The organism is Chelativorans salis (assembly GCF_025336525.1).
Taxonomy (GTDB): Bacteria; Pseudomonadota; Alphaproteobacteria; order Rhizobiales; family Rhizobiaceae; genus Chelativorans; species Chelativorans salis.
Genome location: NZ_JAOCZP010000015.1, coordinates 20299 through 40740, shown reverse-complemented (window position 1 = coordinate 40740; position 20442 = coordinate 20299). Strand labels below are relative to the sequence as shown.

17 protein-coding genes are annotated in these 20442 nt (G+C 64.8%); 3 read left to right on the top strand and 14 right to left on the bottom strand.

Annotation, left to right across the window (positions count from 1 at the left end; translation table 11 throughout):
* Nucleotides 1-205: 205 nt before the first annotated feature.
* The 12 genes from N5A92_RS26435 to N5A92_RS26380 all read right to left on the bottom strand — a co-directional run bounded on the left by N5A92_RS26435 (nt 206) and on the right by N5A92_RS26380 (nt 13401).
* A complete protein-coding gene (locus tag N5A92_RS26435) occupies nt 206-1231 on the bottom strand; it encodes a glucokinase (protein ID WP_260907552.1) in 1026 nt (341 codons plus the stop codon).
* A 12-nt stretch (nt 1232-1243) separates the two neighbouring features.
* Complete coding sequence (locus tag N5A92_RS26430; protein ID WP_260907550.1) at nt 1244-1642, bottom strand: methylglyoxal synthase; 399 nt, start codon at nt 1640-1642, stop codon at nt 1244-1246.
* Between the two features lie 89 nt (nt 1643-1731).
* Nucleotides 1732-2769 carry a penicillin-insensitive murein endopeptidase gene (gene mepA, locus N5A92_RS26425; protein ID WP_425248653.1) on the bottom strand — a complete coding sequence of 346 codons (1038 nt, stop codon included), beginning with the start codon at nt 2767-2769 and terminating at the stop codon, nt 1732-1734.
* A gap of 35 nt (nt 2770-2804) precedes the next feature.
* The gene (locus N5A92_RS26420) at nt 2805-3704 is read right to left on the bottom strand and encodes an SDR family oxidoreductase (protein WP_260907549.1); all 900 of its coding nucleotides are present in this window, start codon (nt 3702-3704) and stop codon (nt 2805-2807) included.
* A complete protein-coding gene (gene tsaE / locus N5A92_RS26415; protein ID WP_260907547.1) occupies nt 3701-5209 on the bottom strand; it encodes a tRNA (adenosine(37)-N6)-threonylcarbamoyltransferase complex ATPase subunit type 1 TsaE in 1509 nt (502 codons plus the stop codon). Before tsaE ends, N5A92_RS26420 begins: the two co-directional genes overlap by 4 nt.
* Before the next feature lie 9 nt (nt 5210-5218).
* Nucleotides 5219-7750 carry an ATP-binding protein gene (locus tag N5A92_RS26410; protein ID WP_425248652.1) on the bottom strand — a complete coding sequence of 844 codons (2532 nt, stop codon included), beginning with the start codon at nt 7748-7750 and terminating at the stop codon, nt 5219-5221.
* Nucleotides 7751-7943: 193 nt separating this feature from the next.
* A complete protein-coding gene (gene ahcY, locus N5A92_RS26405; RefSeq protein WP_260907546.1) occupies nt 7944-9341 on the bottom strand; it encodes an adenosylhomocysteinase in 1398 nt (465 codons plus the stop codon).
* 142 nt (nt 9342-9483) lie between these two features.
* On the bottom strand, nt 9484-9786 hold the full coding sequence (locus N5A92_RS26400) for an HPr family phosphocarrier protein (protein ID WP_260907545.1): 303 nt from the start codon (nt 9784-9786) through the stop codon (nt 9484-9486).
* Nucleotides 9783-10184 carry a PTS sugar transporter subunit IIA gene (locus N5A92_RS26395; RefSeq protein ID WP_260907543.1) on the bottom strand — a complete coding sequence of 134 codons (402 nt, stop codon included), beginning with the start codon at nt 10182-10184 and terminating at the stop codon, nt 9783-9785. The genes N5A92_RS26400 and N5A92_RS26395 overlap by 4 nt, the downstream gene beginning before the upstream one ends.
* 269 nt (nt 10185-10453) lie before the next feature.
* Nucleotides 10454-10900, bottom strand: a complete 447-nt coding sequence (locus N5A92_RS26390; RefSeq protein ID WP_260907542.1) for an HPr kinase/phosphorylase — start codon at nt 10898-10900, stop codon at nt 10454-10456.
* Between the two features lie 3 nt (nt 10901-10903).
* Nucleotides 10904-12682 (bottom strand): stimulus-sensing domain-containing protein, encoded by a 1779-nt coding sequence (locus tag N5A92_RS26385; RefSeq protein ID WP_425248651.1) that lies wholly within the window; start codon nt 12680-12682, stop codon nt 10904-10906.
* A 17-nt stretch (nt 12683-12699) separates the two neighbouring features.
* On the bottom strand, nt 12700-13401 hold the full coding sequence (locus tag N5A92_RS26380) for a response regulator transcription factor (protein WP_260907540.1): 702 nt from the start codon (nt 13399-13401) through the stop codon (nt 12700-12702).
* Nucleotides 13402-13752: 351 nt separating this feature from the next.
* On the opposite strand from N5A92_RS26380, the gene N5A92_RS26375 reads away from it, so the two are divergent.
* On the top strand, nt 13753-15363 hold the full coding sequence (locus N5A92_RS26375; protein ID WP_260907538.1) for a phosphoenolpyruvate carboxykinase: 1611 nt from the start codon (nt 13753-13755) through the stop codon (nt 15361-15363).
* A 15-nt stretch (nt 15364-15378) separates the two neighbouring features.
* Here the strand turns inward: N5A92_RS26375 and N5A92_RS26370 are convergent, their stop codons facing one another.
* Nucleotides 15379-16728 (bottom strand): putative bifunctional diguanylate cyclase/phosphodiesterase, encoded by a 1350-nt coding sequence (locus tag N5A92_RS26370; RefSeq protein WP_260907537.1) that lies wholly within the window; start codon nt 16726-16728, stop codon nt 15379-15381.
* A gap of 192 nt (nt 16729-16920) precedes the next feature.
* Here N5A92_RS26370 and gshB point away from each other — a divergent pair, with 192 nt between their 5' ends.
* On the top strand, nt 16921-17859 hold the full coding sequence (gene gshB, locus N5A92_RS26365; protein ID WP_260907536.1) for a glutathione synthase: 939 nt from the start codon (nt 16921-16923) through the stop codon (nt 17857-17859).
* Between the two features lie 159 nt (nt 17860-18018).
* The gene (locus tag N5A92_RS26360) at nt 18019-19551 is read left to right on the top strand and encodes a YifB family Mg chelatase-like AAA ATPase (RefSeq protein ID WP_260907535.1); all 1533 of its coding nucleotides are present in this window, start codon (nt 18019-18021) and stop codon (nt 19549-19551) included.
* Nucleotides 19552-19763: 212 nt separating this feature from the next.
* Here the strand turns inward: N5A92_RS26360 and N5A92_RS26355 are convergent, their stop codons facing one another.
* The gene (locus N5A92_RS26355) at nt 19764-20333 is read right to left on the bottom strand and encodes a transglutaminase-like cysteine peptidase (RefSeq protein ID WP_260907534.1); all 570 of its coding nucleotides are present in this window, start codon (nt 20331-20333) and stop codon (nt 19764-19766) included.
* Between the last annotated feature and the right edge of the window lie 109 nt (nt 20334-20442).

Here is a 20442-nt window from a genome sequence, read left to right as displayed (position 1 = left end):
CTCTCGGCCATTCTCGCGGAAAACACGGCGGATGATCGCGATCAAATCGCTCGGTTCACGCGCTTTCCATTGTTGCTTGCCGAACAAGGGGGCCTCCGTTGCTCATTTCGCAGCCGCGTTGCGGCCCCTCCGGTTGTTGCAGCCTATGCCTCATCGGAGCCGCACATGCAATTGCAATAGGGCGGAAAATGGACGTGATAGCTCGTCACGCTTTCCAGCGCCGCCCCGCCGTTTCCACCCCGAAGCGTGCCGGCGTGCGCGCGTAGGCCGCAAGGCCCGTGAGTGCGGCCATTGGGTGGGTGATGACATAGACCGGCATGGCGGCCAGGAGCTGGCTGTGCGGCGCCTTGTCCTCGAAGGCGGTGCGGAATGTGCCGTTCTTCAGCGCCGGCACGATCTTTTGGGCGATGCCTCCGGTCAGAAAGACGCCGCCGCGGCTCATGAAGATAAGGCCGAGGTCGCCGGCGAGACGGCCAAGATAGGTGACGAAAAGATCGAGCGCCTCGACCGCCAGGTTATCGCTGTGGTCGAGTGCAGCGCTGGTGATCTCGGCCGGCGTTGAGAAGCGCGCCTCCCTGCTGTCCGCGGCGGCGATGGCGCGGTAGAGATTGACCAGCCCGCGCCCGCACAAAATCTGCTCTGCGGATATGCGCCCCTTGATGGCCTCCAGATGCGGGAAGATTTCGTGGTCTCGGGCCGTGCGCGGGCCAAGGTCGACGTGCCCGCCCTCGCCGGGAACGGGTATCCAGGTGCGGTGCCCGTGCACGAGCCCAGCCACGCCAAGGCCTGTGCCCGGCCCCAGCACGACACGGCTGCCGGCCGTCTCGGCCTCGCCGCCGCCGATCTTTTCCAGATGCTCTTCGCCAAGCGCCACAACAGCCAGCGCCTGCGCCTCGAAATCGTTGAGCACGACGACATCGCCGAAGCCCATGGTCTCCATCATCTGGCGCGGCCGCACCACCCAATCGCAATTCGTGAGGTCGATCTCGTCGCCGTCCACCGGGCCGGCCACGGCCAGCACGGCCGAGCGCGGCAGGAGATGGGTCTGGTCGAGAATGGCGCTCTGGATCGCCTCGTCCAACGTGGCATAATCGGCCGTCTGCACGACGGGGAATTCCTTCGGTTCGGCATAGGAGTCGACGACGATGGCGAAACGGGCATTGGTTCCGCCGATGTCGCCGATGAGAATGGGGAAGTCGAGCACCCTGTCGGAATCGCTTGAATAAGGCATCGTTTCTACTGGCTATCTTCCTGGTGCGGGCGTGCCCGCGCCTTCCTGTTCCAAAATGGCCTCCGCGGTGGCGCGATTGAGCGCCATGGGAATATCATACACGATCGCCAGCCGCGTGAGCGCCTTGACGTCGACATCGTGCGGCATCGGTGTCAGCGGGTCGACGAAGAATATTACCAGGTCGACGCCGCGCTCGGCGATCAATGCGCCGATCTGCTGGTCGCCACCCAGCGGCCCGCTCTTCAGGCGCCTGATCTTCAGATCCGGACAGGCCTTGGCGACGCGCCCGCCGGTGGTGCCAGTGGCGACGAGTTCGCAGGCGGCCAGATAGGCCCGATGATCGCGGGCGAATGCCACCATGTCGTCTTTCTTCTGGTCGTGCGCAATGAGCGCGACGCGTCGCCGGTTCAAGTCTCTCACCAAGCCGGGAATCTAATCGGTTGAAGCTCTATAAGCGAGCGAGGCGGCCATGAAAAGCCGCCTTCCGGCATTTAGGGAGATCAGCGGTAAGGCCGCGGCGAAGGCAGGGGGATGTCGGCCGGCTGCAGCGAAAGGAGCAGCGAGGCCGGGTCGGCGGCGCCGGCAAGGGCCGGAGCGCTCCGTGTGGCTTGCGCCGGCAGTCCCTCCGGTCCGGCCAGCGTCACCGCCGCCTCGGACGGCGGCGCCGGCGCTTCGAGCACCGCGCGGCAGGCGTTGGGCAAGGCTGCCATGGTCATGACGTCGCGAGCCTTCGGCTTCTCAGGTCCTTCGGACGGCCGCCATGGCTCCTCGGTGAACCACCAGGCGAGGCTGTCGTCGCAGCCCTCGCTTCTGGGCGTGGGGTCCTGCGGTTTGCAACCCGTAGAGCCCTTGGGGCAGGCGATGCGCACGTGGAAATGATAGTGATGGCCCCAGAAGGGGCGGATCTTGTGCAGCCACGAACGGTCGCCCCGAACCGTGTCACACAGCTTTTTCTTGATGCCCGGATGCACGAGAATGCGCTCGACCTCCGGATATTTCGCCGCCCTTCTCAGCACTGCCTCGTGCGCCCGCGTCCATTTGCGGTCGTCGACGTAGAGCGTGTTGCCCTTGAGCATGGAGACTGCGCTGACCTGCTCGCGCTCGGCAACGCTCATGCGCTTGTTCGGCATGGGCGTGAACCAGATGTCGGCATCGAGGCCGATCTGGTGCGAAGCGTGGCCGGAGAGCATCGGCCCGCCGCGCGGCTGCGAGATGTCGCCCACCAGGAGCCCCGGCCAGCCGTCCTGCGCGGCCTCGCGCGACAGGCGCTCGATCAGGCGGATGAGGTCAGGATGGCCCCAGCGCCGGTTGCGGGAAAGGCGCATGGCCTGCCAGTGGGCACCGTCGGGGGCAATGGCGATGCCGCCGGCAAGACAGCCCTTTGAGTAGAAGCCGTAAGCGGCCGGCGCGGCGGCCGCCGGCAGCTTCCTGGCGCCGAAAAGCTCCTTCGCCAACGGTTCGGCCTTGGCCGGAACCATCGTCGTCATCGCCAGCGCCAGACAAGCACCGGCGAGCCGGATAAGGTAAGATTGCCGCATCAATCCCCTCCTGATGCAATCAGGTTGGCCACGAATCATAGCATATTTGCGGCAGATTCGCCCTTCCAGGCTTTCGCCCGCCACATCGCTTCCAGCGCCTTGCGGTAGTTCGGGTAGCGCAGACGGTAGCCTTTTTCCTTCAGTTTCCGGTTCGAGGCTCGCTTGCACTCCCCGTAAAAAGAGCGGGCCATCGGGCTCATATCCGCGTCCTCGAAGGCGATTTCCGGCGGCGGCTCGACGCCCATCAGCCGCGCAGCGTAGGCAACGACGTCCTGCGGCGGGGCGGGCAAGTCGTCGGTGACGTTGTAGATGCCGTCGGCGCGCTCGTGCATCAGGTGGCGCAGGGCCCCGGCGATGTCAGCCACATGGACGCGGTTGAACACCTGGCCGGGCTTGACGATGCGCCGGGCGGTGCCGGCGGCGAAGTTGACGAAAGCGTTGCGGCCGGGGCCGTGGATGCCGGAAAGCCGCAGGATGGCGACCGGTGTCTTTGTCTCCTGCGAGAAAGCTGCCCATGCCCTTTCTGCATCGAGACGCCACTTGGACCGCCGCGAGGTTGGCCGGCATTGGCTTTCCTCATCCACCCAGGCGCCATCGTGATCGCCGTAGACGCCGACGGTGGAGAGGTAGGCTGCCCACTGAAGCGTCGGCATGACCTTGCTGCCTGCTGCCTGCAGGTCGGTGAGAACCGGGTCACCACTTGCGCCCGGAGCGATGGAGACGAGGAGGTGGGTCGTCGCGCGCAAGGCTTCGAGAATGTCTTCGCTCAGACCGTCACCAGTATAGACGAAGGGCTGGATGCCCTTTCCGATAAGTGTGCCGGCTTTCTCCTCGCTGCGCGTGGTCCCGCCGATGAAACCCACCTCACCGGCGATTTCCCCCGCGAAGGCTTGTGCCGAATAGCCGGCGCCGAAGATGAAGACGCGTGCACTCATCCCGCCTCGTCCTCCAGAAAACCGTGCTCGCCGTAGAAGGCCCGCAGCTCTTCCAGCGCGGGATGGGCGAGTACCCTTCTTAGATAGGCGCGAATGCGCGGCAGGTGGTGCAGATAGCCGGGCTTGCCGTCGCGCCGGGCAAGCCGCACGAAGATGCCGAGCAGCTTTGTGTTCCGCTGCGCGGCGGTGATGGCGTAGGCCTCCTCGAAGGCGGTGCGGTCGAAGCTTGGGGCGCGGCGGGCGTCGCAATAAGCATCCACCACCGCGCGCTCCAGTGCCTCGGGGATGTCCGCCCGCGCATCGAGCGCGAGCGAGGCGAGGTCATAGGCGCCGGGGCCGAAGACGGCGTCTTGCACGTCGACGAGGCCGAGACGCGCCAAGCCCCTCTCCTCCTCACGCCAGATGATGTTGGGCGAGTGAAAGTCACGCAGCACCAGGCTTTGCTCGCTCGCCTCGAGACGCGCAAACAGCGCCGCCCATAGACGGCCGAAGACCTGCCGCTCCGCCTGGTTCGCCGCACGCCCCTTCACATGAGGCAGATACCAGTCGAGCAGAAGCTCGGTCTCGATGCCGAGCGCGGCGCGGTCGTAGGGCGGCGGAGAGTAGTCGATACCCTCGGCCACCGGGAAATGGTCGGGCCACGTGCGCTCGTGCAGCGCCGCAAGCAGACGGGCGGCCGCCAGATACCGCTCGGGGATCGGCGCGCCGCCGGTGGCGACGAAATGTTCTTCGCCCAGATGCTCGATCAGGAGCAGGCCTCGATCGAGGTCCAGCGCGTGGATGTGCGGCGCGGCGAAGCCGGCGGCGCGCAGGCCCTTCGCTACACCGACAAAGGCCGCCACCGACTGGGCGAGACGGGCGATGCGGCTATAGGGCAGGCCGTCGTGGACGATCGGCTCGTCGTGCCGCTCAGGCGCATCCATGAGGATGAGCCGCTCTCCGTGCGTGGTGGTGATCGTCTCGTAGGCGCGCACGGAGGCGTCGCCAAGCAGGAAGGTCCGCTTCGCGCCGGCATGGCCGGAGGCATCGAGGAATTCCCGTATTGCCAAGGAGCGGGCGATGCGCGCGTGGGCTTCGTCGGGCGCGGCGATCTCGACCTCACGCCCCTCGCCGCGCTCGCGCAGCGTGACACGGATGGCGGTCTTGAAGGCGTCGAGCGCGCGCTCGGGCCATTCCACAAATGCTATGCCCTCTACGATGGCCTCGGCTAGCCCCAATTCCTCCAGCTCCTCTGCGCCGGAGAGGCGGTAGAGGTCGAAATGATGGGCGGGGATGCGCAGGGCATAGGTTTGCGCGAGTGTGAAAGTGGGGCTCGGCACGTCGAGGGTGGGATCGTCGGCAAGCGCGCGGATGATGGCGCGGGCGAGCGTTGTCTTGCCCGTGCCGAGGTCGCCGTGAAGGGCCACCACATCGCCGGGCCTGAGAGCGATCGCCAGATCTTCGCCCAGACGGTTTGTCGCCTGCTCGTCCGGCAGAAAACGTGCGAGGGGCTTGGGCGCCGTCATAAAGGCCGTTTATTCCGCCGCGGCGCGCACGCCTGAAGGCGCCCGGGGAAAACGGCAGATGACCGCCGTGCCGCGGCCCTTGCCGGTATCGATCTCTACCTCGCCGCCATGCAGCTCGACGAAGCTCTTGACGATGGAGAGCCCGAGGCCGGCGCCGCGCCGGCGCCCGCCCTTGCTGCTCGGCTCGAAGCGCCGGAAGATGGTGGCGAGCACCTCCGGCGATATGCCCGGGCCGTCATCATGGACGCGGAATTCCACGCCATTGCCGCTCTGCCGCGCGGTCAAGGTGATCTTGCCCTTCTCGGGCGCGTAGTTCGCGGCGTTGCTCAACAGGTTGTAGAGAATCTGGCGGATGCGGTTCTCGTCGGCGTGGAAGGCGATCGGTGCCTCGTCCACGTCCACATTCAGGGTGATGTCGTGCTCGCGCAGGCGCTCGGCAACGAGATCCGCAGCCGCCTTCACGGTCGGGCGGATTTCCACCTCGCCGATCTCCAGCTCCATGATACCGGCGTCTACCGTGGCGAGATCGAGGATGTCGTTGACGACGGTGAGAAGCAGCGATGACGACGACCCGATATGGTCGACATATTCACGCTGGCGCTGACTGAGCGGTCCTGTCGTCTCCAGAGCCAGGAGTTCGGTGAAGCCGATGATATTGGTAAGCGGCGAACGCAGCTCGTAGGAAACGTGCTGCACGAAATCGTTCTTCAGCTTGTCAGCCTTTTCCAGCGCCTCGTTCTTCTCCTTCAGCGCACGCTCAACGTTCACACTGTCGGTCACGTCGACGAAGGTCATCATCACCTGGCCGTTGGGCAGATGGACGATGGCATAGTGGAGGATGGTGCCGGTGGTCAGCTCGATGCGACCATTGCTGTCGCGCCGCTCGTCGTCGAAGCCGGTCGCCGCGGCGACGAAGGTATCCCACGGGCTCTGCCTGGCCACCGCATCGCAGGCCGCCTTGAGAACCGAGATATGGGTGTCGCTTTCTATCAATTCCTTAGGGATGCCCCAAAGGGTGCGGAAGGCAGGGTTCGACAGGCGCAGACGGCCGTCCGCCCCGAAGACCGCAACCCCTTCGGCCAGATTGTCCAGCGTCTCGCTCTGCACCTGGACGGCGGCGTTGTAGCGGCTTTCCAGGTCGATCTTTTCCGTCAGGTTCTCGAACACCCAGGTGACGCCACCCTTAGGCTGCGGATTGGCAATGACGCGGATCGTGCGGCCGTCGGGCAGATGCCACCAGTGCTCTTGCGGTTCCACTGCCCGATAGGCCGAAAGAAGCTGCTCCTTCCAGCGCCGCCATTCCGGCTGCTCGGCCAGCTTGCCTTCGCTGCGCAGGCGATCGAGCAGGAGCGCGTTCTCCGGCCCGCCGTCGAGGAAGGCGGCATCGAGGCCCCACAATTTCTGGAAAGCCTGGTTGTGGAACTTCAGCTTCTGCTCGGCGTCGAAAATGGCGACCGCCGTGGTGAGTTGGTCCAGCGTGTCGGCGTGGCTCTGCACAGTGCTCTCGTATTCGCGGCGCAGCCCGTCAAGCTCGCTGGTGTCGAGGGCAAGGCCGGCACTGCCGTTGCGGCCGGCGACGTCGGTGACCATGAACAGGCGCCGGTCGCCGCCGACCACGGTGGAGAGTGCCTCTCTGAACACCGGCTCCTGCTGGTGGTGCTGAATGAGCGTCGCGCGGGCCGGTGTCGGCAAGAGCTCGTGTCCCTCGCGCACCGCCGCATCCGCTCCCTCGGCCTCGACCGACCGCGCATAGGCGGCGTTGACCCACTTCAACTTTCCCGCCTCGTCGCGCAGCCAGAAGGGCATGTTGAGCGCGTTGACAAGGCCGAGAATGTTCTCGTGGTCGGCGTGCAGGCGCTCGTGCTTGAGCTTCAGCCTGGCGTGCTCGGCCTGCGCCGCGGAGAGCGAGGAGAAACGGATGACTGCGTGGAGGGCGGACTTGCGTCCCTGCACTTCGATAAGCACGCCGGCGCGAGTCTCGGCCACGAGATCGAAACCGGTCCCCTTTTCACGCAGGGCCTCCGCAGCGCGGTCGAGCGCGGAGGCTGATTTCGGCATGAGCCAGCGGCCGAAGGCGAGAAACGTGCTGCGCTCGCGCGGGGCGCCGGTTTCGCCCGGCAATTCCCCGGCGACGGAGGGGCGGCCACCATCCCCCGGCCAGACGACGACCCGCTGATCCTTCAGGTTGAGAAGGGCTTCGGAGCGCGACAGCGCACCGGAAAGCTCGCCGACCCGTGTCCTGAGCTCGGCATTCTCGGCGGAGATGCGGGCGCGCTGGCGAATAAGCCAGATGGCCGAGAGAAGCGCCGCCCCCATAACGCCGGCAAAGATGGAAAGCTGGATGACCTGGAGCGTGTCGACCGACATGCTGCCCAACGGCAGATTGATCGTCTGCTCCGCCGCTGCTCCGCTCCCCGTCATTGCCGTATAGGCAAGAACCGGCAGCGACACGCGTGCGAACAGCCCCATCCCGCAGCCACATCCTTTCCTACGGGCCAGAGGCCCAGAAGCCCCGCCGCAAAGCGGGTCCTGCCCCGGCATGCCTTGTTCCTCTCCGCCGCATGATCTTCAAGACCGACCGATCCGCGCCGAACGCAGACACATCGGCGCCCCTCGAATCAGTGCACTGTACCCGGTGAGCGAATCCGGGTGAAGAAGGAAGGGCGACAAAAATAATGCCGGGCTCTGAGTCCAGAGCCCGGCACGCAATATATTGTGTTATTCTTAGAAACGATCAGTATCTGTAGTGGTCTGGCTTGAAAGGACCTTGGGGACTGACACCGATATAGGCGGCCTGCTCGGGTGAAAGCTCGGTCAGTTTGGCGCCCAGCTTGCCGAGATGCAGGCGCGCCACCTTCTCATCCAGATGCTTGGGCAGCACATAAACCTGGTTCTCGTACTGGCCTGGCCGCACCCACAGCTCGATCTGCGCCAGCACCTGATTGGTGAAGGAGGCAGACATGACGAAGCTGGGATGGCCGGTGGCGTTGCCGAGGTTGAGCAGACGGCCTTCCGACAGCAGGATAATGCGCTTCCCGTCGGGAAACTCGATCATGTCGACCTGCGGTTTAATGTTGGTCCATTTGAAGTTGCGGAGGGCGGAGACCTGAATCTCGTTGTCGAAATGGCCGATGTTGCCGAGGATCGTCATATCTTTCATCTGGCGCATCTGGTCCAGAGAGATGACATCCTTGTTGCCGGTGGCTGTGATGATGATGTCGGCGGTGGGAATGGCCTCCTCCAGCGTCACCACCTCGAAGCCGTCCATCGCCGCCTGCAGGGCACAGATGGGGTCGGCCTCCGTGACCTTGACGCGGGCGCCGGCACCGATCAGCGACTGGGCGCAACCCTTGCCGACGTCGCCATAGCCGCAGACGACGGCCACCTTGCCGGCCATCATCACGTCGGTGGCGCGGCGGATGCCGTCGACCAGCGATTCCTTGCAGCCGTACTTGTTGTCGAATTTCGACTTGGTGACGGAATCGTTCACGTTGATGGCTGGGAAGGGCAGGAGCCCCTTCTTCTGCAACTGGTAGAGCCGGTTGACGCCGGTGGTCGTCTCCTCCGTTACACCGCGAATGGCGTCCCGCTGGCGTGTGAAGAAGCCGGGGGGTTCTGCCATCCGCTTCTTGATCTGCGCGAAGAGGATTTCCTCCTCCTCGTTGCCTGGATTGGACAAGACGTCCTCTCCGGCCTCGGCGCGGGCGCCGAGAAGGATGTACATGGTGGCGTCGCCGCCATCATCGAGGATCATGTTGGAAGGCTCGCCGTCCGGCCACTGGAAGATGCGGTCGGTATAGGTCCAGTAGTCCTCCAGCGTCTCGCCCTTGACGGCAAAGACCGGCGTGCCGGACTCGGCGATGGCGGCAGCCGCATGGTCCTGTGTAGAGAAGATGTTGCAGGAGGCCCAGCGGACCTCAGCCCCCAGCGCCTTCAGCGTCTCGATGAGGACCGCCGTCTGGATGGTCATGTGGAGCGAGCCGGTGATGCGGGCGCCTTTCAGCGGCTGCTTGTCGCCGAATTCCTCGCGGCAGGCCATCAGGCCGGGCATTTCTGTCTCGGCGATCTCGATCTCCTTGCGACCCCACGGGGCAAGGGAGATATCGGCAACGATATAATCGGTGGCTGCCATAGGCTTCAGCTCCAGCTTGAAACGATCTTCACGCCGCGGAAAACAACGGACGCAGGTTTCGGACCTGATTAACAGATCGTGCGGCGGGCGACAATGGTATATAAAGAAATCTATATGTGTGCATGTCACACAATGGTGTGACCTAGCTCCCCTCCCCGAAGCGGCTGGCGATCAATTCACCCAAGGCATGCATGACGGCGGTCGCCTCGGGACCGCGCGCGCTCACTTTTATGCAGCAGCCCGGCGTGGCAGCCAGCATCATCAAACCCATGATCGAGGTACCGCCGACGGCGATGCCATCCTTCTCCACGATCACCTCGGCATCGTAGCTGCCGACAAGCTGGACGAACTTTGCCGAGGCGCGAGCGTGCAGGCCCCGCTGATTGACGATGGCGAAGTCGCGCGTGAGGCCATCGTCGGTGGGTTTGGTCGGTGCAATGCTCATTTGCCGTTGAGCACCTGGCTCGCCACGTTGATGTATTTGCGACCGGCCGTCTGCGCTTCCTCGAGCGCCAGTGCCATGTCATTGCCGGCGCGCACGCTGGACAGCTTGATGAGCATCGGCAGGTTCATGCCCGCGACGACCTCGACGCGGCCGGCATCCATGACCGAGATAGCGAGGTTCGATGGCGTACCGCCGAACATGTCGGTGAGGATGATGACGCCGGCGCCAGTGTCGGCGCGGCTCACGGCGTCGACGATATCACGGCGGCGCTGCTCCATGTCGTCCTCGGCGCCGATGGAGACGGTTTCGAGATTTTCCTGAGGGCCGACGACATGTTCAACCGCATGGCGGAACTCCTCCGCAAGCCGGCCATGCGTGACAAGGACGATGCCGATCATCGGGCCCCCGCCTTATATCGGCACCGCGCCGCGTCATTGCGCCGGGCGGTCCGCCCCCTGTTTGCACGCTTCGAGGCTGTCACACTGTCACTCCGTCCAAATGGCTTACCCGATGCGCAATGTCCGCTATCATCCCAGCGGTTAATGGTCGACCGGGTTTCCGTTGCCCGACTGCCTCACGATACGAGCGCTATCTTGTCAACGCACAAAGCGTTGACAAGCCCAAAACTGCCACGATTTGAAGGATTTTTGACGCTGACAGCACGTTCTCAGCCGAACGGTGACAAGGAAAGGCGCGCCGCGATAGCGAAAACAGCACCTTCGACATCGCGCTCGGCAAGCTCCAGGCATGGCAGCACGATGCCTTGGAGTGACACCTGTTCTTCCCCATGAACGCGCGGGGCTTCCTTGGCCGCCACCAGCTGCACCACCAGATCGATGACCGCGCGTGGCTCGTGCGCCGTGCGGGCGGGGCCGAAACCGCGCGCCTCCACCAAACCGCCGATCGTCTCCGGCGCATGGCCAATCACACGCCCTGCCGCGACGGAGAGAAACACCTGATCATCCGCGACCAGCCTGGAGAAGCGCCCATGGGCGGCACAATGGGCCATGAGCGCCAACGCCAGCCTGGTCTTTCCGGAGCCGGATGGGCCGGTGACGAGGACGCCGCTTTCGCCGGCGATAACCAGGCTGCCGTGGCGGTTGGCCGGAGCCATTGGTCAGCTCTCGGCCGGCAGCGTAATGACGAAGCGGGCGCCGCGTATCTCGCCGGGCTTGGTGCCGGGGATGTTCTCGGCGCTTAGCGTGCCGCCGTGGGCCTCGATGATCTGACGGCTGATGGACAGGCCGAGACCGGAATTCTGTCCGAAGGCCTCGCTCGAAGGACGATCCGTATAGAAGCGATCGAAGATGCGCTCGATGTCGTCGGCGCGGATGCCGGGGCCGTTGTCGTCCACGGTCAACACGATGCGGCGGCCGCTGCGCGACAGCGTAAGCGTGATGCGCCCCTCCTCCTCGGGCACGAAGGACCGCGCGTTCTCGATCAGGTTGGTGATGACCTGGCCAAGACGCAGATCATGGCCCGGCACGACAAAGCGCTGGCCCGGCTTGCCTTCGACCTTGAACTGGAGGTTCACAGGCTTTTGCCGGCCGCCGGCATCGCGGATGCCGGCAACGAGATCGCCGACGAAGCGCTGGAGATCGACCGGCTCGGCGTCTTCGCGCACCATCTCCGCATCCAAGCGCGACGCATCGGAGATATCGGTGATCAGCCGGTCGAGCCGGCGCACGTCGTGCTGGATGATCTCCATCAGCCGGTCACGCGAGTTCTGGTCCTTGGCCAGCGGCAGCGTCTCCACGGCACTGCCGAGCGAGGTGAGCGGGTTCTTGAGCTCGTGCGCCACATCGGCGGCGAAGCTCTCGATGGCGTCGAGGCGGGCGTAAAGTGCCTTGGTCATGTCGCGCAGCGCTACCGAAAGATTGCCGATCTCGTCCTGGCGGTGCGAGAAATCCGGTATTTCCTCGCGGTTGCGGACACCCCGGCGCACGCGGATGGCGGCGGCGGAAAGGCGGCGCAGTGGATTGGCGATGGTGGAGGCCAAGAGCAGCGACAGCACCGCCGTCACGAGAGCGGCGACGCCGAAGACGCGCAGGATCGCCAGCCGCTCCTCGGCGATGATGCGATCGACATCTCCCTGGGTCGAAAGCTGGAGAACGCCGACGACGGCACGGAAGCGCTGAATGGGCACCGCCACCGAAATGATACGCTCACCCGTCTCGCTACGGCGCACGAACGCTTTCGGCTCTCCGCCCGTCAAGGCAGCCATCACCTCCTCGTAGGCGACACCGCTGCCGCCAGGCTGCTCGCGGTCGAGAGGCAGATCGCCGTCCTGGAAGATCGCTGCAAGACGCTTCTGGAACCAGTCGAGAAGGCCTTCCTCCTCCTCGTCCATCGCCGGCAGGTCGTAGCGCAGGATCTGGCCGCGCGAATAAAGATGGCGCGAATCGAGCAGCAGGTTGGCATCACGGTCGTAGATACGCGCGCGGGTCTTGTCGGGCGATATCAGCCGCGGGAGAAGCGGCGCGACGAGTTCCGGGTTGATCGGGAAATCAAGGCTCTCAAATCGGTCGGGCCGCGGCGACATGCTTTCGCCTGCCTGAAGCTCCAGAAGCTTCTCCGGATCGATTAGGATCGAATCCGTCTCCACCGTGGCGGACGCGGCGATGGCGCCGGCGATGATGCCGCCCTGGGTTCTGAGGCTCTCGATCTGGGCGTCGATGAGCGCGTCGCGGAACTGGTTGATGTACAAAATGCCGATGACGAGCACCGTCATGGCACCGAAATTGAGGATGAGAATACGTCGCGTGAGGCTGGAGAACATGTAGTGGCCCAGCATGCGGCGGACCGGCACCGCGAGCCGACCCAGCAGCCAGGGAGTTGTCCGTTCCACCCTGCCCTGCGTTGCGCCGGTTCTCCTGTTTTCTGCCTCTATGGCCATTCAGTAATTGTCGCCCGTCACGCCTCGCGGAAGCGGTAGCCGACGCCGTAGAGCGTCTCGATCATGTCAAACTCGCCGTCGACCGACTTGAACTTCTTGCGCAGCCGCTTGATGTGGCTGTCGATGGTTCGGTCGTCCACATAGACCTGCTCGTCATAGGCCGAATCCATCAGCGCGTCACGGCTTTTTACAACACCTGGACGCTGCGCCAGCGAATGCAGGATGAGGAACTCGGTTACCGTCAGCGTCACCGGCTCGCCTTTCCAGGTGCAGGTGTGGCGCTCCTGGTCCATGACGAGATGGCCGCGCTCCAGCGAGCGGCTCTGCTTGTCGGGCGCTTTGGCGGCGGCCTCGCGGGCGCTCGCCCGGCGCAGCACCGCCCGCACCCGCTCGACCAGGAGCCGCTGCGAGAAGGGTTTTCGGACGAAATCGTCGGCGCCCATCTTGAGGCCGAACAACTCATCGATCTCGTCGTCCTTCGAGGTCAGGAAGATCACCGGCACATCGCTCTTCTGGCGTAGGCGGCGCAGAAGCTCCATGCCATCCATGCGCGGCATCTTGATGTCGAGGATGGCGAGCGACGGCGGACGCGCGCTCAGACCTTCCAGCGCCGAGGCGCCATCCGTGTAGGTCTCGACGCGGTAGCCCTCCGATTCCAGCGCGATCGAGACGGACGTGAGAATGTTGCGGTCGTCATCAACGAGCGCGATCGTTGCCATGTCCTGCGGCTCCCTCATCATGCAATGTGTCCCTTCCAGCTGCATCCGCGCGCAGTTGCAGGACAAATTGGGTACAAAATGTGGCACATTCTCCGGGCGGAGTCACTTTACGCGCCTGCCGTGCGACGGTTTCACGCGCCGCCGCCGCAGGGCTTCGGCGAAAGCTGGGGGCTCTCTGCCGGAGTTCAAGGAACATATAACCGATTTAACTCGTTCTAAAAATGCTTAAATCGATTAATGATTTGATATTGCTGAATTTTTCTGTTTCTGACGATCCGTGGCTGCTGACAAGGGCTCTCCGCCCCGTTTTGCTGGCCGGCCCTTCGATCAAAACAGATTTGGTAGCGAAACATGCACGAAACCGGCCACCGCAATCCCGCGAGCGGGATCGAAACCAGCAGCCTGAAGACGACAGGCACCGTCCATTACAACCTTCCCGAGGCACGTCTCTACGAGGAAGCAATCCGCCGCGGCGAAGCCAGGCTTTCGGCCCATGGCGCACTCGTGGCCAAGACCGGTCAGCACACGGGCCGCTCTCCGAAGGACAAGTTCATCGTCCGCGATGCCGACACGGAAGATGCCGTCTGGTGGGACAACAACGGCGCCATCTCGCGCGCGCAGTTCGAAACGCTCCACGAGGATTTCCGGCGGCACGCAGACGGCTGCGACCTCTTCGTGCAGGATCTGGTTGGCGGCGCGGACCCCGAGAACGCGCTGCCGACGCGCGTCGTCACCGAATATGCCTGGCATTCGCTGTTCATCCGCAACCTGCTCATCCGCCCGGCACATGATGCGCTCTCGCGCTTCGTGCCGAAGATGACGGTGATTGATCTTCCTTCCTTCCACGCCGACCCCGCCCGGCACGGCTGCCGTGGCGAAACCGTCATCGCCATGGACCTCAGCCGCATGATCGTTCTCATCGGCGGCACTTCCTACGCCGGTGAGATGAAGAAGTCGGTCTTCACCGCCCTCAATCACATCCTGCCGCCGCGCGGCGTCATGCCGATGCACTGCTCGGCCAATATGGGGCCGGAAGGCGATGTCGCCGTCTTCTTCGGCCTGTCCGGCACGGGCAAGACCACCCTTTCAGCCGATTCAGCGCGCACCTTGATCGGCGACGACGAGCACGGCTGGGGGCGAGAGGGCATCTTCAACTTCGAGGGCGGGTGCTACGCCAAGACGATCCGCCTGTCGGCAGAGGCCGAGCCGGAAATCTTTTCCACCACAAGGCGCTTCGGCACGGTGCTGGAGAATGTCGTGCTTGACGAGGCCCGCGTGCCGGACTTCGACGACGACAGCCTGACAGAGAACGCGCGCGCCGCCTATCCGCTGCACTTCATCCCCAACGCGAGCGGCACGGGGCGCGCCGGACAGCCGAAGAACGTCATCATGCTGACGGCCGATGCCTTCGGCGTCATGCCGCCGATTGCGCGGCTGACGCCGGCGCAGGCGATGTATCACTTCCTGTCCGGCTACACGGCCAAGGTGGCGGGCACGGAAAAAGGCGTGAAGGAGCCGGAGGCCACGTTCTCCACCTGCTTCGGAGCACCGTTCATGCCGCGCCATCCTTCGGCCTATGGCAACCTCCTGCGCGACCTGATCGCCGAGCACGGCGTCGACTGCTGGCTGGTGAACACCGGCTGGACGGGCGGCGCCTACGGTACGGGCAAGCGCATGCCCATCCAGGTCACGCGGACACTGCTTGCCGCGGCACTCGACGGCTCGCTCGGCGAGGCTGAGTTCCGCACCGATGCGACCTTCGGCTTTGCCGTTCCGGTGGCCGTGCCAGGCGTAGACAGCGCCATCCTAGACCCGCGCACCACCTGGAGCGACAAGGCGGCCTATGACGACCAGGCCAGGCGCCTGGTCGGCATGTTCATCGACAACTTTGAGAAATTCGAACCCCATGTCGATGCGGATGTGTTGAACGCCTCTCCGCTCGCCCGGCAGGCGGCCGAATAGGTCTGCCGGCGGATCTCAGCCTGCGGCCCGGCGCCGATTTTCGCCGGTGCCGCGCAGGAGGGCCCGCGTCTCGTCCGCGTCGCACGGCTTGCCGAAGAGATAGCCCTGGCCGCCCGCGCAGCCGAACTCCACCAGCCGCTCCGCCTGCGCTTCCTCCTCGATGCCTTCCGCCACCACGTCCATGCCGAGGCCCTGGCACATGGCCAGGATAGCACGGATGATGTGCTCCGACGGGCGGTCGGTAAGGATCGATGAGACGAAAGCGCGGTCGATCTTCAATTTGTCGAACTGGAAGTCGCGCAGCCGCCCCAGACTCGACTGACCGGTGCCGAAATCGTCAAGCGAGACGCGGATGCCCATTCGCCTGAGATCGTTGACGATCTTCTCGGCCGACGCCGGATCGCTCATCAGACCGGTTTCGGTGATCTCAATCTCCAGGCGGCGGGGGTTGAAGCCCGTCCGCTCCAGGATCGCCAGGATCTGCAGGCCGGTGTTGTGATCGACCAACTGCGAGGGCGACAGGTTGAACGACAGGAACAGGTCTTCCGGCCAGTCGCGCGCCGCCTCCACCGCCTTGCGCAGTACCAATTGCGAAAGCTGGCCGATGATGCCGCGCTCCTCGGCGATGGGGATAAAGGTCGCCGGCGAGACGACGCCGAGATCGCGGTCGGTCCAGCGCGCCAGCGTCTCGAAACCGACGGTCCGCCTGGTGGTGAGGTCGATGATGGGCTGGAAGTGCGGTTCCACCTCGCCCGCCGCCACGGCGCGGCGCAGGGCCTGCTCGATGCGTGTGAGGCGCTTGGCTGCTTCTTCCATCTCGCGCGTGTAGACCACCACGATGCCGCGGCCTGAGCGCTTCGCCTGGTAAAGGGCCGTCTCCGCCTTACTGAGGAGGAGGTCGGTCGTGTCCTCCTCCGAATAGAAAAGCGAGCAGCCGGCCGATGCCGAAAGGCGTGCCGTGCGGTGGCCGACGTCGTAGGGTGCCGAGAGGATCTCGATCAGCATCCGGGCCTTTTCGGCAATCGTGTCCTCGCTGAAGACCATTGGACAAAGGAAGGCGAACTCGTCGGCGCCGATGCGGGTGACGGTGGAATGCTCGTCCATCGCCGCGCGCAGGCGCATGGCCACCTGATGCAGGATTTCGTCGCCGGCGGCGCGGCCGAACAGATCATTGATTGGCTTAAAACCGTCGAGATCGAGGACGCCGATGGCGAACGGCGCCGGGTCGTCCGCGCGCTCGGCGATGAGCCGGTTCACCTTGTCGTAGAAGCGGTGCGTGTTGCCGAGCCCCGTCAACGGGTCGGTGAGGACGAGATCCTCTCCGTATTCCCTCGTTGCTTGTCCGATAGACAGAGCGGACGGCATGCTTTTTTCCTATTTCAGAGCGTGTTTTGAGGGAGCATGCATGCGAAATTCTTTAAGAAACGTATCATGCTATAACAATTCGGAGTTCGGCTTCCCCGGCGCCATCCTCCGACGCCGGCAGGCAATGCTTGACAGGGTGCCGCCTGCGCCGTCATCTGCCGCCGACAGCAGCCCCTAACGGAGATTCCGCACATGCCGCTCAGCGTCGCTTTCCAGATGGATCACATCTCCACCGTCTCGATCGCCGGCGATACCACCTTCGCTCTGGCGCTGGAGGCGCAGCGGCGCGGGCACAAGCTTTGGCATTACACGCCCAACCGGCTTTCGCAACTCGGCGAGAAGGTTTTCGCCAAGGTGGAAGCGATGACGGTGCGCGACGAGGTGGGCAACCATTTCAGCCTGGGCGAGCCGCTGCGCACGGACCTTGCCGAGATGGATGTGGTGCTTTTGCGCCAGGACCCGCCCTTCGACATGCACTACATCACCACCACGCATTTCCTCGAGCGCATCCACCCGAAGACGCTGGTCGTCAACGATCCCGCCTGGGTGCGCAACAGCCCGGAAAAAATCTTCGTCACCGAGTTCGCCGACCTGATGCCGGACACACTGATCACCCGCGACCCGGCGGAGGTGGACGCCTTCCGCGCCGAGCATGGCGACATCATCGTCAAGCCGCTCTACGGCAATGGCGGCGCCGGTATCTTCCACCTGCTGGAGGCCGACCGCAATCTCGCCTCGCTGCTCGAGTTGTTCACCCAGACCTTCCGCGAACCGTTCATCGTGCAGCGCTATCTGAAGGAGGTGCGCGGCGGCGACAAGCGCATCATCCTGATTGAGGGCGAGCCCGTGGGCGCCATCAACCGGGTGCCGGCCGCGCACGATTCGCGCTCCAACATGCATGTGGGCGGCCGTGCCGAGCCGACCGAGATCACCGAGCGCGAGCGCGAGATCTGCGCGCGCATCGGGCCGGCCTTACGCGAGCGCGGCTTCGTGCTGGTGGGCATCGACGTGATCGGCGGGTTGCTTACCGAGATCAATGTCACCTCGCCGACCGGCGTGCGCGAAGTGCAGAGGTTCGGCGGCGCCGACGTCGCCGCCCTTTTCTGGGACGCTGTGGAGGCGCGGCGATAGGTCCCGCGTTCTGCCGCTGCAACCGCCCGCTACCCGCCTGCAACCAGGACGCTTTGTTTGTTCGCGTAATGTTCTTGATCCGACCTGCAATCCATGCTTGAGTAAGGCAACTGATCATTCGACCGGGGCATAGGGGCGCCACAGGGCGGGGGAGGTTGCATGGTTTCGCGTGTGCGTACGATTGCGTTCGAGGGGATCGAGGCTGTTCCCGTCGACGTGCAGGTGATGGTTGCGCCCGGCAAGATGGGCATGCAGATTGTCGGGCTGGGCGACAAGGCGGTGGCGGAGAGCCGCGAGCGGGTGCAGGCGGCGCTCCACGCCTCGGGCCTCTCCATGCCGCCCAAGCGGGTGACGATCAATCTCGCGCCTGCCGATCTTCCCAAGGAGGGCAGCCATTACGACCTGCCGATAGCTCTCGGCTTGATGGCCGCGCTCGGCGCCGTGCCGGCGGATGCGCTTTCCGACTATGTGGTGCTCGGCGAACTGGCGCTCGACGGCACGGTGGCGCGGGTGGCCGGCGTGCTGCCAGCGGCGATCGGCGCCAATGCCATGGGCAAGGGCCTCATCTGCCCGCATGACTGCGGACCGGAGGCCGCGTGGGCAGGCACGGATGTCGATATTCTGGCGCCGCGCAGCCTGATCGCGCTGGCCAATCATTTCCGCGGCACGCAGGTGATGAGCCGGCCGGAGCCGGCTCTGGGGCCATCGCCCGGCGTGTTGCCCGACTTGTCCGACATCAAGGGTCAGGAGAGTGCCAAGCGGGCGTTGGAGGTCGCGGCGGCCGGCGGCCACAATCTCCTGATGGTCGGCCCGCCGGGTGCCGGCAAGTCGATGCTGGCGCAGCGTTTGCCGTCCATCCTGCCGCCGCTGTCGCCGAAGGAGCTTCTGGAGGTCTCCATGGTCGCCTCCATCGCCGGTGAGCTTGCCGACGGGCGCCTGTCCGACCGGCGCCCCTTCCGCGCGCCGCACCATTCGGCGTCCATGGCGGCGATGGTCGGTGGGGGTCTGCGTGCGCGGCCGGGTGAGGTGTCGCTGGCCCATCACGGCGTGCTCTTCCTCGATGAACTGCCGGAGTTCACAGCGCAGGTGCTCGACTCGCTGCGGCAGCCGCTGGAAAGCGGCGCATGCGTCATCGCGCGGGCCAACCACCGGGTGAGCTATCCGGCACAGATCCAGCTCGTCGCGGCGATGAATCCCTGCCGTTGCGGAATGGCGGGCGGGCCAGGGCACCGGTGCGCGCGTGGCCCGCGTTGTCAGACGGAGTATCAGGCGCGCATATCCGGCCCGCTGCTCGACCGCATCGACCTGCGCGTCGACGTGCCGGCCGTCTCGGCCGGCGACCTCATCCAACCCGGCAAGGCGGAGGACAGCGCAACCGTCGCTGCACGCGTCGCCCGCGCCCGCGAAATCCAGCGGGAGCGTTTTGCCCATCTCGGCCTGCCCGGATGGACGACAAATGCGCGCTGCTCACCCGCCCTGGTCGAAGACATCGCCGCGCCTGATGCTGCCGGCCTCTCGCTGCTCCGGGATGCGAGCGAGAAAATGGGTCTGTCGGCCCGCGCCTATCACCGGGTGCTCAAGGTCGCGCGCACACTGGCCGATCTCGACGGAGCGCGGCAAGTCGGCCGCATCCATCTTGCCGAGGCCATCTCCTACCGCGTTGCCGGCGAGCGCCTGGCGCAGGCGGCGTGAGCATGGCGCGATAACTCACCTCTGCGGTGGGGTTAGCTGAATCTGAGGTCGATGACCTCAGGCGAAAGGACATCCGCGTCTCGCTCGACGATTTCGGCACCAGCCGGTCCAGCATAGAGCGGCTGCGCAACTTCCAGTTCGACCATCGGAGAGGGCGCGGCACTGTATGCCCGCGCGGATGAAAAGTGGCGGTTCCGACTAGGCGCGTGACGCTATTTGCCGACGGCGCCGACAAGCAGGTTGTTCCCCGAGCGCAGGCTCACCCAGCGGCCGGTGTGGTCATTCGCCTGACGCTTGAGATACCGATAGCCCGTATGGCTCCACAACTTCACCTCGTCCTTGAGATTGTCGAGGATGAAGTCACCCTGATCCGTCCGCACGGTCAGCACCGCATGGCCCTCGCCGTCGCGCTTGCGCACGACGGTAATTAGGAGGTTGGATAGAGGCACACCTGCTCGCTGTAGCCGCCGGCGTTTCTCCAGCACATAGTCTTCACAGTCGCCGATACCCTTGTCCGGATAAGTCCAGACTTCCTCCCTGCCGTAGATGTCGCGGTCATTCATCGCCTTCACGGACCTGTTGACCGCGAGATTGATGCTGGAAATCTTCCGTTGCAGTGCTCCGGTCATGCGGACCGGCCCGTTGTCACGCAGCCGGATGGCGCACTCGCGCGGCCTCTTCTTGCAGAACTCGTAATGACCGACGGGCTGGGATGTTGCCTCACCCGTCACCATCGAACCGGACGCTGCCGCCACCCCGGTGCCGAGCCCACTCAAAGCCATACAAATCCCTATTGCGGTGCTGATGCCCGCCCGCCTAGCTGCCATTTTTGGCGCTCCCCGGTATTTTCTTAATGAAGAGTTAAGAGGCTAGGAGCGGGTGCTGTCAATT

Coding starts and splice junctions, on each gene's coding strand:
- N5A92_RS26435 (WP_260907552.1), bottom strand. CDS start 1,231: ATGCCTTATTCAAGCGATTCCGACAGGGTGCTCGACTTCCCCATTCTC.
- mepA (WP_425248653.1), bottom strand. CDS start 2,769: ATGCGGCAATCTTACCTTATCCGGCTCGCCGGTGCTTGTCTGGCGCTG.
- N5A92_RS26420 (WP_260907549.1), bottom strand. CDS start 3,704: ATGAGTGCACGCGTCTTCATCTTCGGCGCCGGCTATTCGGCACAAGCC.
- tsaE (WP_260907547.1), bottom strand. CDS start 5,209: ATGACGGCGCCCAAGCCCCTCGCACGTTTTCTGCCGGACGAGCAGGCG.
- N5A92_RS26410 (WP_425248652.1), bottom strand. CDS start 7,750: ATGCCGGGGCAGGACCCGCTTTGCGGCGGGGCTTCTGGGCCTCTGGCC.
- ahcY (WP_260907546.1), bottom strand. CDS start 9,341: ATGGCAGCCACCGATTATATCGTTGCCGATATCTCCCTTGCCCCGTGG.
- N5A92_RS26400 (WP_260907545.1), bottom strand. CDS start 9,786: ATGAGCATTGCACCGACCAAACCCACCGACGATGGCCTCACGCGCGAC.
- N5A92_RS26395 (WP_260907543.1), bottom strand. CDS start 10,184: ATGATCGGCATCGTCCTTGTCACGCATGGCCGGCTTGCGGAGGAGTTC.
- N5A92_RS26390 (WP_260907542.1), bottom strand. CDS start 10,900: ATGGCTCCGGCCAACCGCCACGGCAGCCTGGTTATCGCCGGCGAAAGC.
- N5A92_RS26385 (WP_425248651.1), bottom strand. CDS start 12,682: ATGGCCATAGAGGCAGAAAACAGGAGAACCGGCGCAACGCAGGGCAGG.
- N5A92_RS26380 (WP_260907540.1), bottom strand. CDS start 13,401: ATGGCAACGATCGCGCTCGTTGATGACGACCGCAACATTCTCACGTCC.
- N5A92_RS26375 (WP_260907538.1), top strand. CDS start 13,753: ATGCACGAAACCGGCCACCGCAATCCCGCGAGCGGGATCGAAACCAGC.
- N5A92_RS26370 (WP_260907537.1), bottom strand. CDS start 16,728: ATGCCGTCCGCTCTGTCTATCGGACAAGCAACGAGGGAATACGGAGAG.
- gshB (WP_260907536.1), top strand. CDS start 16,921: ATGCCGCTCAGCGTCGCTTTCCAGATGGATCACATCTCCACCGTCTCG.
- N5A92_RS26360 (WP_260907535.1), top strand. CDS start 18,019: ATGGTTTCGCGTGTGCGTACGATTGCGTTCGAGGGGATCGAGGCTGTT.
- N5A92_RS26355 (WP_260907534.1), bottom strand. CDS start 20,333: ATGGCTTTGAGTGGGCTCGGCACCGGGGTGGCGGCAGCGTCCGGTTCG.